General features: G+C 52.7%; 10 protein-coding genes. 6 read left to right on the top strand and 4 right to left on the bottom strand.

The features are described from left to right. The first annotated feature begins 129 nt into the window (after positions 1-129). The 4 genes from C492_RS00100 to C492_RS00120 are packed head-to-tail and all read left to right on the top strand — an operon-like array spanning position 130 to position 10,529. Positions 130-3,099: a DUF499 domain-containing protein gene (locus tag C492_RS00100; RefSeq protein WP_204365588.1), complete on the top strand. Its 2,970-nt coding sequence runs from the start codon at positions 130-132 to the stop codon at positions 3,097-3,099. Then, on the top strand, positions 3,096-3,707 hold the full coding sequence (locus C492_RS00105; RefSeq protein WP_008419333.1) for a DUF7680 family protein: 612 nt from the start codon (positions 3,096-3,098) through the stop codon (positions 3,705-3,707). The genes C492_RS00100 and C492_RS00105 overlap by 4 nt, the downstream gene beginning before the upstream one ends. 6 nt (positions 3,708-3,713) lie before the next feature. After that, positions 3,714-6,617, top strand: a complete 2,904-nt coding sequence (locus tag C492_RS21915; RefSeq protein WP_083898715.1) for a DUF1156 domain-containing protein — start codon at positions 3,714-3,716, stop codon at positions 6,615-6,617. Positions 6,618-6,629: 12 nt separating this feature from the next. Next, the gene (locus tag C492_RS00120) at positions 6,630-10,529 is read left to right on the top strand and encodes a helicase-related protein (protein ID WP_008419341.1); all 3,900 of its coding nucleotides are present in this window, start codon (positions 6,630-6,632) and stop codon (positions 10,527-10,529) included. Between the two features lie 447 nt (positions 10,530-10,976). Here the strand turns inward: C492_RS00120 and C492_RS23330 are convergent, their stop codons facing one another. From C492_RS23330 to C492_RS00125, 3 genes are all read right to left on the bottom strand, one after another. Then, a complete protein-coding gene (locus C492_RS23330; protein WP_152424763.1) occupies positions 10,977-11,420 on the bottom strand; it encodes a hypothetical protein in 444 nt (147 codons plus the stop codon). A 276-nt stretch (positions 11,421-11,696) separates the two neighbouring features. Continuing rightward, the gene (locus tag C492_RS23335) at positions 11,697-12,635 is read right to left on the bottom strand and encodes a hypothetical protein (protein WP_152424764.1); all 939 of its coding nucleotides are present in this window, start codon (positions 12,633-12,635) and stop codon (positions 11,697-11,699) included. After that, complete coding sequence (locus C492_RS00125) at positions 12,632-13,768, bottom strand: hypothetical protein (RefSeq protein ID WP_152424765.1); 1,137 nt, start codon at positions 13,766-13,768, stop codon at positions 12,632-12,634. The genes C492_RS23335 and C492_RS00125 overlap by 4 nt, the downstream gene beginning before the upstream one ends. A 237-nt stretch (positions 13,769-14,005) precedes the next feature. Here C492_RS00125 and C492_RS25655 point away from each other — a divergent pair, with 237 nt between their 5' ends. Together C492_RS25655 and C492_RS25660 are read left to right on the top strand one after the other, a co-directional pair. Then, complete coding sequence (locus C492_RS25655) at positions 14,006-14,278, top strand: TATA-box-binding protein (RefSeq protein WP_008419345.1); 273 nt, start codon at positions 14,006-14,008, stop codon at positions 14,276-14,278. Between the two features lie 91 nt (positions 14,279-14,369). Beyond that, positions 14,370-14,462 carry a hypothetical protein gene (locus C492_RS25660; RefSeq protein ID WP_204365589.1) on the top strand — a complete coding sequence of 31 codons (93 nt, stop codon included), beginning with the start codon at positions 14,370-14,372 and terminating at the stop codon, positions 14,460-14,462. A 262-nt stretch (positions 14,463-14,724) separates the two neighbouring features. On the opposite strand, the gene C492_RS00140 is transcribed toward C492_RS25660, so the two are convergent. Further along, on the bottom strand, positions 14,725-15,717 hold the full coding sequence (locus C492_RS00140; RefSeq protein WP_008419348.1) for a transposase: 993 nt from the start codon (positions 15,715-15,717) through the stop codon (positions 14,725-14,727). Between the last annotated feature and the right edge of the window lie 143 nt (positions 15,718-15,860).

Below are 15,860 nucleotides of genomic sequence, written 5' to 3' on the forward strand. Positions count from 1 at the left end.
CTCCGACTCGTCGTGGCCATTACCAACTACGAGCGAGGAAATAATCCGGGCTGTGAGAAGCTATGAGATGGATTCTATGACAGGCTCTACCGGGATGCTACTGAGAGCGGTCTGTCTCCGCGTGCGGCTGTGTTCGTCGGCGGGTACGTCGACGCCCGCAACGCTCGGAGTGACACGAACGATCCGGACGCCCCGAACACGAACACAATGTGGGGCGAGATTGCCTACCAGCTCTACGGAAATGACGGCTACGAATACCTCAAGGAGTACGATCGCAACCGTGATTCGCCAGGAGAGAACACACTCCAGGGTCTGTTCGATCTTACCGATGATCCTATCCTCATTCTGATCGACGAGATTGCACAATATCTTGAGGACGCTTCCGGGATCGAGACAGGGGAGACGGTCCTCAGCACACAGACGCTGAGCTTCATAAAGTCGCTGCTCGAGACAGCATCGAACCGAAACGACGTTACCGTTGTCTACAGTATTGCGGACACTGCATTTACCGACGAGGCCGAGACCGTTCGCAAGGAGATCAAGGAACTTGACTCGATCGAACAGCGCCAGCAGCAGACGATCACCCCGACAGGCGACACTGAGATCAGTTCTGTTCTCCGACGTCGGCTCTTCGACGACATTGAAAACGGGGCCGCCGAGTTCGTTGCGGAGTCGTTCTACGAGTTCTACCGGACGACCGACCGGCAACTTCCCCAGGCAGTCCTCGACACGGAGTACCGCGAGAAGCTTGAACGGAACTACCCGTTTCACCCGACAACGATCGAGACGCTCACCGACAAGATCGACTCCATTCCCGGCTTCCAGAAAACGCGGGACGCCCTCCGTCTGCTTGCACGTGCCATCTACTACCTCTGGAACCACAAGCCTGAAGGGTACGATCGGTACTTCCTTCGTCTCTACGATTTGACGCCGGCCGATAACGAACCGGATGGGAGCATCCGTACGAAACTCGGCAACACGCTCTTCGATGCTATCGATCTGGATTCTGCCGTCTCCGCGGACATCTACACCGACGACAGGTCTGCACACGCCCAGCATGAAGACAAGCGCTGGCGCGAGAAGGCGCTCCCGCCACTTGGTACGCACATTGTCACGGCGGTGTTGTGGAACAGCCTAGCCGTTGGGGAAAAGGCAACCGGGCTGACGCGAGCCGAGCTGTACACAGCAGTCGCTCACCCGGATGTGTCGTTCGACCATTACGACAACGCCTTGGAGAACCTGACCGGCGACGACCACCGAGTAGGCTGTTACTACCTCTACGATGAGGATCGCATCAAGTTCAAAGCCCAACCGCGCTTGCTGTACATCATCGACCAGTACACGCAAAACACACCCCGGGCACAGGCTCGCGACCGGTTCGAGGGCCGGCTTCGCCAAGAGATCGGAACAGGCGGCTTTGAGACGGTGCCCACGTCGAACCCGGAATCTGGGTTCCCTGAAGAGCCGGCCGATCTGCCGGACAATGCTGCGACGCCGACGTTGGCAATCTTGCATTTCGATTCGATTACCGTCGCCGACGGCGGTGAAGAGATCCCGTCGAAGGTCCAGACCCTGTATGAGGAGACAGCGTCCAGCCATAATGCTCCAACGCAGTCCCGCACCTACAAGAACTATGTCCTCTTTCTTGTCCCAGATCACGAGCTCGTGGAGAACGGGATCGAGAAAGCCAAGCGACTGGAAGGGCTCGAACGGATGCGCGAGGACTCGGAGCAGACTGCCCAGCTGACCGACGAACAGTTCGACGAGCTCGGCGAGCGGATCGACCGACACAAGGGGCTGCTGGGTGAGCAGGTGCGGAACGTCTACCGGCACCTGTACTATCCGGACACGGACGGCCTCGAACACGTCTCAATCACGGCAGTTGACGCTAACGGCGACACAACAATGGTCGAGGCAGTCGAGGCGACGCTGGACGACCGGATTCTCAGGGATGACGATTCCGCCCGCGGTGAGGTCTGGTTCAAGAGCCGGTTATGGCAGCAAACGAAGTCGCGAATGGACACCGAACAGCTGGCCGCGCAGTTTGCGAAAAAGCCCGGGCTGCCATACCTATTCAGCACAAAGCCGCTGCGGAAGACCGTTGCCAGGATGGTCGACGAGTCCGGGTACGCCTACTGGGATGGACAGCGCGAGCAGGCATACTGGACCGGCGACGAGGAGCCGGAGGGGTGGGACTGCGACCACCCGGTCAGCGAGTCGCCGGATGTCGAGACGTCGATCGCCTCGACGGACGTAAAGATCGGCGAAGAGTACGCCGTCTTCGAGGGGATCGGCCCGCTGGTCGAGGCGGTGGACCTAGCGTGTCGTGAACCGGAATACCGCGTCGCTATCGCGGGCGACCTCGACGAAGAGACCGACTCGTTCGACGTGCACGTCGACGCAGAGTCGCCGGCGAGCGCCCACCTTGTCGTCGCTACGGAGGGCGACGAAACAGCGTTCCCCGACGTCGGCAGTGAAACGGTCACCGTATCCGAGTTTGACGGGCTCTCCGACGGAGAAATCGTTGCCGCGACACTGTACGAATCTGGGACCCGCGAGACCGAGCTCGCTTTCGAGCGCAAGCGCGTCAAGGGAGGTGGCGACGAGCCGGAGAAGAACTGGAGCGAGACGTCGAACACAGCGGCTGCCCAGCGGGCGTTCGGGTCCGTTCGCGAGGACGCGCTAGCCGACGCGCCCGCCGATGCGACGCCGGGGATCGAATCGGTCCAGATCGAGGTGACCGGCGATTCCGTCCTCGACCACGGCTTCTTCCTTGCCCAGCGGTCGCTGGACGATTACGCCGAGCAGACGACTGCGTCGATGGACTACAGGGCCAAAGCCGCCGACGGAACCACGCAGTTCACCGCGGAGTTCCGAGGCAACCTGGCGGACTTCCGGGGTATCAATCAACACCCGGAGAGTTTCTCTGAAAACGATGGTCAGCGAAACGTCAACCTGATCTTCCGGATCGGGTTCGACGAGCCGGAGCCGCTGGATGGCGACGACCTACTCGCGTTGCTCCGAGACGAATTAGAGGGCACAGACATCACGGTACAAGTCCATGCCGAAGGGCCGGCCGACGTGGTGGACGAGACATGAGCACGCCGTCGTCACCCGATGCGGTCGCGCGGGAGGCGCAGTTTGAGGGCGGAACTAGTGTCCACGGCGGCCGGCCGACGTTCGGGCTGACGCGGGTTCAGGAGGACGGCCAGCCAGTGCTCGCGCTGTATGAACTGTTGCCAGCCGAGCAAGCCAACGCACGCCGGGAGCGTCACGACCGGTGCGGCCGGAGCGTGTTAGTGCAGAACTTCGAGGCGGTGTTTGACGACCCGCCAACAGTCCACGCCCGCAGCGGAGAGTGGGACGACTGGGCAGCGATCCAAGTCGCGCGCCTCTCGGGCTCGCGGCTCCAGTCTGTGCTCCCGGTCATCCGTGAGGCGATCGGAGAGGCCGACATTGAGCATAGTCCGGTATCGAGCACAGAGGGTGGCGAGGTATTCGTCCCGGAGCACGTCGGCGTGAAGCTTGCTCTAGCGTTTGTCGGTGTGAAAGACCTCCGGCGGGTCGACCGGATACGCGCGCTGGCCCGTGGCGTCGTGCGGATGAGCACTGAGGAGTGCTACTACTGGCACGCGAAGACGCGATCCCCAAACAGCCCGAACGGTGTGAAGGCATTGCGAACACTGCTAACTGACCATATCAATTAGATAATTATGAGCGACAACGAATCTCACCACGACGAAGCAGACGAACAGACGCGACCACGGCTGAAGATTGAGGACAACCTTCCGATTCGGACGGTTGGAATTGAAACCCAGCGTGAACGCAAAAATTTCACGGATTTGCCGCCACAGAGTTACGTTCACGTTTGGTGGGCTCGGCGCCCCACACCGGTGAGTCGGCTCGCAATTTTGGCTTCGACACTTCCCGAAGATGTGACGGATGATGACCTCCTTCGGTGGATGGAGATTGATCCGGACAATCTGTCATCGGACGACTCTATTTCGAAGCACGTCAGGAAAAAGAAACGCGAGAAGGAGAAAAAAGGGACTGACGGGATGGTATACGAGCATTATGGGTATAAGAAAATTTGGAAGCGTACACCCTCTGAAAAAAAGCTAAATGAAATTGCAGATAGGGTTAAAGATACGTGGAACGGTAAGATGCCAACCGTTCTTGACGCAACTGCTGGTGGGGGTTCAATCCCGTTCGAAAGTGTTCGATACGAGTTTCCGACAATCGCCAACGAATTGAACCCAGTCGCGTCAGTGATTCTTAAAGCCGTACTTGAACATCCACGGGTTGACGACGACTTATCGGATGAAATCCGGGAGTGGGGCGGGAAAATTAACGAACAGGCACGGTCAGAATTGAACAAATACTTCCCATCACCACCCGATGAGAAACCACTGGAATACCTATGGTCGCATACTGTGACCTGTCCAGATTGCGGCCTCAAGGTGCCACTTTCGCCGAATTGGTGGTTAAACAAGGAATCCGGGAGTGAAGGTATTGCTGCGAGACCAAAAACATCACCTGACACAGATCAAGTAGATTTCGAAATCGTTGAACTCCCAACAGATATCAAAAAGTCTGATTATAATCCGACGGATGGAACTGTGTCACGAGGTTCAGGATCTTGCCTTCGCTGTGGGGTCGCGATTGAGGCTGATGAGATTAAAGACCAGGCACAGACTGACCAGTTAGGGTATCAACTGTACGCAATTCATTACGAAGACCTCTCTAAAAATGGTGGTCGCCACTTTCGATCTCCGAGAGAAGAAGATGTCCATGGCTTCGAAAAAGCCAAAAAAGTAGTTGAGAATGACCCAGAACTGGCAAATCTTCTTAATACAGAGATCCCCAGTGGGTATACAACCGATCAACCACGGAGATTTGGAATTACACAATGGCGAGATATGTACTCACCCCGTCAGCTCCTCGTTCACTACACCTACTGGCAAGCGTTCGAGGAGGCGAAATCTAAGATTCAAAATAAATACCCTGAACCGGTAGCCAATGCAATAGTCTCTTTCCTTGCTATTACTGCTGACAAGGGGCTAGATTACAATAACCGACTCTGTATTTGGCATCCTTCAAGAGCAGTTATCGGTCATCTGTTCAGTAGACATGATTTCGCTTTCAAGTGGTCATTTGCAGAAAGTAATTTACTAGCTGAAGGTTTAGGATATGATTGGACTTTAGACAATACAATTGGGGCATATGAAGACTTAAATGAGCTGTCCGGATCTTCTGATGTGTCAACTGACGTGCTTCAGGGAGATGCTGCTGATCTTTCCTTAGCTGATAAAGAGATAGACGCGATTGTTCTCGACCCACCGTATTATGATAATGTTATTTATTCTGAATCGTCTGACTTCTTTTACGTATGGCTGAAAAAGTATCTTGGCGATGTATATCCAGAGTTTTTCCAGGAACAGCTTACTGAAAAACATGAAGAAGCTGTTGCTAACGAGGCAAAATTTGAAGATGTCGCAAGTGAAAGTGCCTCTAAAAGCGAATTAGCAAAGGAAGATTATGAGCAAAAAATGACAGATATCTTCACAGAGATGTATCGGGTACTTGATGATGATGGTGTGTTCTCACTTATGTTCACTCACAAGAGGACCGAAGCTTGGGATACGCTGACAAAAGCTCTTATTAAATCTGGATTTTCAGTTAAAGCAAGCCATCCGGTGAGTACTGAAAGTCCTATTAGTCTGATGGCCTCTGGGAAAAATGCTGTTGAAAGTACGATTCTTCTTAGCAGCGAAAAGAGGGAGCAAAAGCAGAGTACCCCGACTCTTTGGGAAGATGTGAGACTGGAGACTAGACAAGTTGCCAGTGAACGAGCGAGAGAAATGGACGAAGGTGATGCCGAAGTGGCAAAAGTAGATATGATGGTTGCTGCATTCGGACCAACACTTCGAGTGTTTACTGAAAACTACCCCGTTGTGGATGCTTCTGGTGAAGAAATACAGCCACAGGAAGCCCTTGATGAAGCAAGAAATGCGGTTAGTGATTATCTTATTGATAAGTACCTGAATGAAGGAGTTCGTGAAGTCGATCCCAAATCGGAGTGGTGGATCCTCTCTTGGCTGGTATTCGAGGCTAACCGGTTCCCCTACGATGAGGCACATCGACTAGCTATCGGAGTTGGCGAAGATCTCGACGATTTGAAGCGCTCCCACCGGATGTGGCGTAAGCGCAGCGGTGACGTGGTCCTCAGACCGCACGATGACCGCGTCCAGAACATCAACAAGAAGCCCGAAGATCGATCCTCGCGTAAGCCGGTCGATCCAGAGGCTCTGTCTTTTGCAACGGCTCTAGACAAGGTTCACGCGGCGCTGCACGTGTACGACAAGCAGGGCGCGACAGAAGCGTGGAACTGGATGAACCAACGAAATTGCGGATCCGACCCCGAATTCAAAGCTACGTTGGAGGCACTCCTCCGTGTGCTTCCCCATGTCCACGACGACTGGGAGCTCGCACAGCATCTTGCTGCCGGAGACACAGGCGAGATGCTCGATCTAGATCTCGACGCCGATATCTTCCGCGACAACAACGACGAAACCACGGACAAACAGGGGAAGCTCAACGACTATACGCCTGACTAACCACTTCGTCCAATGACCTCCCTTCGCCACTACGACTGGCGCGCCGTCTACGAGAGCCAGCCCAGCGACGATCGGTCGTACCTCGTCGAGGAGTTCTATCAGCCTGCTCTGGAGCGGGCAACACAGTACGACCGAATCGCGGGCTACTTTAATAGCGGCGCACTCGCAGCGGCCGCGAAAGGCATCGAAGCGTTCATCGACAACGATGCGGAGATGCGGCTCATCGTCGGGGCACAACTCCAGAAACGTGATCGGCCGGTTCTCGACGCTCTCGAAGACGAATTCGACGAGCGATTCACCGATCTCTCTGAGGCTCAGTTGGATGGCCGCCTCGAAATCTTAGCCTGGCTTCTCGAGCACGACCGCCTAGTAATCAAGATCGCCCAACCAAAACACGGCGACTGGGGAATCTTCCACCCGAAAGTCGGCATTTTCCACGACGAGGACGGGAATCGACTCTCCTTCGAAGGGTCGATCAACGAGACCAGAAGCGGGTGGACGATGAACTACGAACGGTTCAAGGTTCACCGGGACTGGCGGCGCGAAGAAGCGACCTATCTCGCTGCCGACGTGGAGTCGTTCGACCAACTCTGGCACGACGACCACGAGTACGTCGATGTCTACGATCTCTCGACCGCTATCGAGGAGAATATTATCGAGTGGAAATCGCCGGACTCGTTCAACGGCGTCAAAGAGGCCGCCAAACGGATTCATGGTAAGGACGCTCCGTCGGAAGAAACCGACACGGACACGATGGCGGCCGGTGCCGCAGCGGCGACGATCCTCAATAGGGGTCCGAAGATGCCGCAGGGACTCCACATTGCTGAGGAGGCGAGCACAATCGATCCATGGCCCCACCAGCGTGTTGTCTCCGATACTGCCGTCAACACGTATCCGCAGGGCTTCTTGTTCTGTGACGAAGTCGGCTTAGGGAAGACTATCGAGATCGGGTTCACGCTGTCCCGGCTCGGCCTCACCGACGAGATCCAGAATTCCCTGCTCCTAGTTCCAGCGGGGCTGACCCAACAGTGGCAGGAAGAGATCTGGGAGAAATTCAACCTCAACACCTACCGGTACGACCGTACAACCGGAGGTGACTACGTTTTCTACGACACCTTCGGAAACGCAACCTCGCCACCGACGGCAGCCGACCTTGACTTCGGGCCGGAACGGCACGATGAGTCCTGGATTGAGAGCCCGATCTGGCGATTCGTTCACTCCCAACAAACCGGCGACCGCGATCAGCCCGTTATCGTCATCATGTCGTGGCACACAGCGCGTCTCTCGAGATACTGGGACGATGTCGCCCCGGGCGGCAGCGACGGTGGTCGGCAACGAGATAGCATTCCAGCAAGCGTCCGTGGTCGTGACTCCAGCGAGCGCGAAGGGGTCTGGGATATGGTTGTTGTGGACGAGGCACACAATGCTCGTCGCACGACCAACTTATATGAGCTGCTCGAGGAACTCCGACCGCATACGCAGACGTACTACTTGATGACGGCGACGCCAATGCAGCTCCATCACGAGGAACTGTACGACCTCCTGACGTTGCTGGGCCTTCCCGAGGCCTGGGACGACCGCGAGCGCTTCTCGAACTTCTTCCGCTCCCGACGCGCCCTTGATAACGTTCTTGCCGACGACGGCCCGGAGACGGCGCTGACTGACATTGATACCCAACAGACCTTGGACGGCGAGTACCAGGCCGGCATCGACATATCACTGTCTACGTCAGATGCGATCTACCTGCGGCTGAGCGAGGCCCTCGACCTGGAGGATGAGGCTATCGCCCGACAACGCCTGCTGACGGCCTGCAAGCTTACCCGCTCATACGGCGCCGCGTACGACGGGTACGTGAAGACGGTCGACGAGGCGATAGCAGCCGCCGATCTCGACACCTTTGTGGGCGAGGACAGGCAGTTGAAGCAGCTCCTGTACCCGGAGCACGTCGTCGAAATCGAGCCGTTCATCGTGAGTCGATCCGATCGGTGGACGGCAATCGACGAGTTGTCTGGGGACGCTTGGCAGGTCGTTCAAGAGGTCCTCGACGAAGCAACCCCGGTGAACGCACTCCTGCACCGGAATACGCGGGATACACTCGAGAAGTACACCGAGGCAGGCGTGCTGGACGAGTCGGTGGCGGACCGGAACCCGGAGCGAAAGGACATCGCGCTGTCGGATGAAGCAGCCGAGGTATACGAGCGCATCGACGAATACACGACAAAATTTTACAAGAAAGCACAGGAGTCCGAGGAGCAGCAGACCCAAGCGCTCGGGTTCGTGATGACGACCTATCGGGAGCGCCTGACCAGCAGCATCGCAGCGATTCGAAACAGCCTCTCACGACGGCTCGAAACGCTTGAGCGGCAGCACCGGGCGATCGAACGGCAGGTTGCGGTCGAAGAAGAAGTAGACATGGAGGCAGCGAACCGATTGGCCGAGGTTTCTGCCACTGAACAGCTCGATTTCGCCGAATTGGAAGACGGCGGAGAGGATATGCTTGGTGTGGATATCGCCGAAGTGTTGCCGGGTGATACTGACGAAGGACTTGCGCTCATTGAAGAGGAAATCACCGAACTGCGGTCATTCATCGAGGACGTCCAGCAAATCGGACGAGATCCGAAGATCAACCAACTGCGCGAGGACCTTCGCGAACTCGACTGGAAGGGGCACGATCGCGTGCTAGTCTTCACTCAATACACAGATACACTCGATTACGTACGCGGTCACCTGACCCAGACCCACGGCGAGAATGTGGCGACGTATTCGGGGCGCGGCGGCGAGATGTACGATGCCGACACGGACGAGTGGTATAAAGTAAGCAAGGAGCAGGTAAAGCGTGCGTTCGCGGCCGATGAAGAGGGTGTCGACGTGCTCGTCGGGACCGAGGCAGCGAGCGAAGGCCTGAACCTACAGGAGTGTGGCGCGGTTATCAACTACGATCTGCCGTGGAACCCGATGAAAGTCGAGCAGCGGATCGGTCGCGTTGACCGAATCGGACAGGAACACGACGAAATTACTATTTATCACTATATCTACGAGGACACCATCGAGAACGACATCTACGACGCGTTGGACGACCGGATCAACATGTTCGAGGATGTAGTAGGTGAGCTACAGCCGATCTTGGCTGGCGTAAATCAGAATATCAAGTCAGCAACGTTAGAAGACGATGAAGCAGCAGCTTCATCCGTGAACGAGCAGATACAAGCGTCTGATGATCAGGACACGGTTGACGTGAAGGAAGCGTTAACTGAGGTTGACACCGCGACGCGTGAGGAAGTTCTAGCAAATGCGCGTCTCGCCGCATGGGCATCCGATAGCCATCCAGATATAGAAACGGTTGGATCAGAATCCCACGATGACGTTCCGTTTACCGCTGCCAGTGTCGAGACTATCGTTACGACTGTCTTCCCAGATCTTCTGGATGACTTCTCTGTGACCCCCGTTGTAGAACTTGAGAAAGAGGTTGAAATCGACGTTGACTGTCGTGAGAAGATCTACGTCGTCATGGTACCGAATGAGACCGACGGTATCCATCAGTCGGGCGAAGGGACAATTGCATCCGAAATTGCTGATGAGGAACGTACTGTTGCAGTGACCTTTGATCAAGACTGTGCGGACAGATATCCCTCACTTCGATTCATACTCCCTGGCGATCCAATCTTTGAGAATTTGGTTAATCAGGTCCGTTCTACGACGAAGCTAAATGAGTACGAGTGGATGCAATTCGGATACGATTGGACTAGTGATGAATCCGTTGAGGGAGTTGATCCTTGGATTGTTGGTGAGCTCTTTGATGAGAACTGTGGAACAATTCTTGACAAAAATGGCGATATAGCCGATGCTGCTATTGATATCGAGGATTTGGATGAGTGGACACGTGACTTTGTTCGAAATAGAGATAAGACGTGAAGCTACCAAGAGCTTATACTCGTCTGGTGTTGTTTTTCAAGCTTATTTCTGGAGAGCAGTGCGACGGTCGCCTCATTCCGATCCTGGAGGTAGGAGCGATGGCGTCAGATAGGCAGACGTCTCGAAGCCGTTCAACCTGATTCGGCTTGGGCCACGTTTAGGTACGGCTGTACTCCTCAGAGTACTCAACATCGGAATTGCTTGGCACGGGTTCTATAGGCGACATGGTTCTTAAGCGAGCGTAGTGAATCGATCGGTCAACGTCGCAGATTGTAGTAAACTCAGACGTTTGTCTGAAGGAATCACACCTTTCTCTAATTCTTTTGAATTAGGCCCGTTATCCAGCCCTAACTGGTTAGGGTCAAATTCACGAAAGAAGTGCTCGGAGAGGTTGCCATTGTGGGCACTTTCGAAAACTTAGCCAAAGCCAATGTCAAATATACTATATTACTTGACTTGGAGGTTCAAGCTATCGAAATACCCACCGCTGAGATGGCCTCCAGACATTATATGGCTGAGTTGGGCTTCATACTGTGTCAAATGTAGATCTGGCTCATCTTCATCCGTATCTCGGTCGCGTGTTGGCTGTACTACTATTGCTCTGAATTCATCAAGTTGAAGTACATTCTTCTCGTCGAATGGAGCACCACGGTAGAGAACTCGTGCAGTGTTGGTGTATGTTGTATCATTCGGGAACACACTGGCCCATTCTGGCTGCTCTGTTTCCCGTTCTTCACGCGAATACCGATTAAGCAATTCAATCGAAAAATCGCGGTTCGTTTTTAGCACCCAAGTTGAGGGAAAGTCAAAATATTCCCATGCTTCAATAGGTGACTGCACAATAGCATCTCTCATGTCGACCGGGCTAGTATAGTTGTCTGAATTTGACATACTGTATAAAAACAGACCTTATATTTAATTTTTGTGGACATTCTGTCTGGCTGCTGCCCTATGTTTACTTTTCTTGTTATATAATATGAATTAGATTATGAATTCATTAAGAGTGTATTTGCTTTGGAATTATAGAATTATATAGAAAATCAAAACGATATGTGCGTTTTAGAACATCGGAAAACAGAGATAGTGGAGGGCATTAGCGCTGAATAAGTACTACCGAAAGCCGCCGCTGTCATGTGGCTCTTGGTTTAGCTAAAGATGGATGGTGGTTCAGAGTAGGTCTGCAGTCTCTTCTTCGATATGTTCTGTGTAACTTTCTTTTTCGAATTTGAGAGTGCCTTTGGCTGCCTGCTGTTCTAAATCCAGATTTGTAGCTATTTCCACACTGATCTCCTCCGGAAAAACTTCATTAGATAATGTGTTTGACTCAATATTCTCCTGTCGATAGGGCGATTCTATCGAAATGAACTCTCTAAACTTACCTGGGTTAGCTAAACTTCGTATCAAACTCGCAATCTCTTGTTCCGTCACACTTCCTTGCTTCCTAGCTTCACGACGGCGAATATGAGCCGTACTGACAGCGTTCCGATCTCCCTCATTACTAGCTTCTATTAGTTCACGAGTACGCTCAATACGCTCGGTGACATCATCTGGAATTCCTGTAGAGAAGCAGGGTTGAACCCCAACACGGATATTTAGATCAACATTATTTACCTTAAAGTCTTTGTATATATCTTGCAATGTCTTCGGATCACGGATTGATGATTGCACCCAATACTGATCTACACCGCTCTTACTCATCGGGTCTTCAGGAACGTTGAGATCAATAATCTCCTCAAACACACCCTCATTCACATTCTCATTATTCAACCGTAGCATGAAGTTCTCACCTACAGGAAGATCGGCTGGATCTAGAATCCAATAGTCTGAATTCTGATCCCATTTGGCACCAACCGGTCTGAAATCTCCAGATGAGAACATCTCACGGATTTCGTATCCTTCTTCTCGTGGAATTTTGACCTTACCAACTTTTCTCCCACGGTTGTCCGGAACAGTTATTTTCATTGTCATTTCGCTGGTCTCGCTCCGATAATCGTAGGTAACAGATCGGGTGTCAGGTTTATAGCCAGTCAGGTAACCTTTCAGACGATCTATTGCCTCGATTACTCCAGAGATTCCTGCCGTGGCACTGGCACTGGGTTCAGTCATATTTCTTCCTCCAGTTGATCAAGGATTTCATCTGGATCCAACTCGTGGTTATCCCACTCTGTTTCTACCTCTACTTCAAGAATTCCCCCATCGGGACGTTTATCGTCGATGTTTATTGGCACTTCTATTGACTTGTATTCGTTCCCGATCTTGTCTTTTAGGTCGTAACTCAACACAAACTCTCGGACTCGACTTTCTATCTCTAAGTGTGCATTTGGGTTCGCCATTCTGACATTCTCTGCAGGGTGTCTGTCTACCGCATTTAGAATCGAATCTAGAAGCATAACTTCAATATGATCGTAGATTTCTGCTTCATGCTCTTCTCCTTCCTCTAGTGCATCGACTATTCTTTCCAGCGTGGCCTCGTCAAATTCATCCCTTAGTTTATCTTCCCGGGCTAACTCTCGAACTTCATTGCCAATATCTCTAAGTTCTTCATCAGGAATCTCTACCCCATGTTTCTGTTTCCATTCCTCCGGAATAGGTCCCAGCTCTTCACTTTCCTTAGTGAGAATACCAGACTCTGCCATAGCTCGAAGGATATCGTGGTGAATACTCTCGCCCTTAGAAATTAGATCCCCTTCCCCTTCCATATCCATCTCGACCTCTGCCATTCCAAACCCAATATACTGCATATGGACCGGAAGCGTAACCGACTCATCACCCTCCGTCAGCTCAATCTCCTTTGGGCTATCTAGCAATTCCAGCTGCGGTCGGATTGTGAATGTTTGAGAACTATATTGTATCACCTCACCATTTTCTAACAAGAACTCTGCTTGTATTGGTTGCCCAGTCATAGCGTTCTCAAAAATCTCTGGAATTCTGAATTTTGTATTGAAATATCCTGGGACTAAGAAATCAGATTTAGAAATTCGCAGTAGACAATAACCTTCTTCGCCTGGCAAATCCTTGACAAAGTCTGAAATATCGCCTTGAATATTGTATCCTTCCACTAGTTCTACTGGGTCAGCAATACGCAACTCCAATCTCTCAATATCGCCATCCCAAAGCAGATGGACTGGGCGTTCTTCGTTTGCTAACCCCCAAGGAGCAACAAAGAATTCCTCAAGAGAAAATCTCTCTTCGCTACTCTCAGAGTCGTCACAGTCTGGTTTGGGAGAGGACCCTGTCATTGTACTACTGTCACATTTCGAGTTGATAAATCCACCGAGGAACTACTTCTGCGAGAACGAAATGAATGAACTGCTTGAGCGAGAACCGTTCGATCAAATGAGGTTGGAACCGATCTAATTCAGTGGATGAGACTATTCTCAGTGTCATGTTGCGTTAGATCGTCGTGGTCTTCGGCTGGCCGGGGATCCAGACTTAGTGTCTGATGTGTTCGTCATTCTAAGCAACGAGATAGAGTGATGGTCGCTATCGCTAACGTTGTTGGGTCTGGTAGCCTTAGTCTCGAGTTAGACATTGAACAACTCGGTGCCGATCTCGATGTTCCGTATACGAAGTACGATCTGAAAAACTACCACGGCCTCTACATCCGACTAGAGGAAGACGGTCCGCTGATCTCTGTCTACCGAAATGGAAAGTATCTTATCAGTTATTGTCCTAGTCTCAATACACTTGAGAAGATTCGGTCCAAAACATCGTCAGTACCGCTGAACTTGGAACAGATGTTAATCTGAACCACTCTCGATTAGTCTTGGTCTCGAATTAACTGAATACGAGTCAGAGTAGTTCCCAGGAATTGTCTACCGCCCAAAAGAGTATACTACTGTGATCTTGCTATTCGCGAACGGCAAGGTGGTCATTACTGGTGTGCCGAATATCGATGTCGCAACGGACACATTTGACCATCTTCAGTCTTAGGTCAACTCATTGCTCTAAAGACTACGCTTCAAGTTCGAACTCGAAGTCTATGAAGATCCCCGTCAAGACTTCTCTCTCGAATCGGATGAGAAGGAGAAGACGGTCCTTGCTTCGTTCCTCGACCAACTTGTCTCTGAAAACCGTCGCTAACTCTCCGATCAAAATTAACCAATAGACTACTGTCTTTCTCAAGAATTGGAATTCAATCTGGCTAGTAAGTACGATAGAAATAACAATACTCGAGGGTGTCATAGAACTCTTCTCACACCGTGATGATCGTACTTCCCGGATTGTCTCCGCGTTCGTAGTTGGTGATAGCGATAACAAGGCGAAGGCACAGGGCAAGAAACACCTGCGCCCGTGCGTGGACGCGGCCTCGGGCGTGCATTCGCCCGAGGCCGCACTCCTTCACTGATTCGTTGGTTCGTTCGACTCCAGTACGGCGGTTGTACGTCTTATCCAACGTGGACTGCTTCAGCTGAACGTCCTCACTATGTTGTTCGATGCGGTCTTCGACCCTGTACTCGATGTCTTTTGGCTTAGCGGTGTTTCGCGCGTTGTACGGAGCGACTGGCACGACCCCTGTGTCCAGCAGGTAGTCGTGCCAGTCGAGGGTGTCGTAGGCGCTGTCACCGACCATCCAGGTCGGCTTGGCGACGGCGAGCGCGTCACGCGTGACGCGCATCGCCGTCTCCTCTGGCGCTTGCTTACTCTCTGTGAACTCCGCCGCAATCGGGATCTTTTGCCCGGTCGAGACGATCGTACAGCCGTAGCCATAGTAGTACTCGTCGTCGGTTGGATCGTAGCACTTTGACGCATCTTGATCGGTGGGCATCGCCCTCACGTCAGTTGAATCGATACAGTAGGTCAGGTCGAGCAGGCCGCGGCAGGCGGCCTGCTCAACGAGGTGGTCGAATACCTCGTCAACGATGTGTTCGAGGTCGGTGAGAAAGCGATCGACCGCGTCTCTCGACGGCGGTCGATCGAACCCACAGCTCAGCCAGACAATCGTGTTCCGAAGCTCTCGTGCAACGGGACGAATGCCGTAGATGTCCTTGTAGTAGCAGTGGAGAAAGCCACGCATCAACTCTGGTGACTCGTGGTCTCGTGTTCGCCCCGTCTCCGCCGGGGCGAACACGTCGAACTCTTCGAGAAACTCGAAAGAGAGGTGCTCGAACAGTGCTAGCGTCTCGGTCTCCACGACATTGAAGAACGAGTCTACCGAAGGAGCATCTTGCAGGGTCGCTGGACTCATTCACCTCAGCGTTCACCCTGCTCTTTGGTGTGCCACTCGTTCTATGACACCCTCATAACAATACTCGGTTACAAGGGCAAGTCACCATGGACGATCTTACAGGCTTTCAGCGGGATCTCCTGTACGTCATTACAGGCGCTGAT

The sequence above is a fragment of the Natronococcus jeotgali DSM 18795 genome (genome assembly GCF_000337695.1).
Lineage (GTDB): Archaea > Halobacteriota > Halobacteria > Halobacteriales > Natrialbaceae > Natronococcus > Natronococcus jeotgali.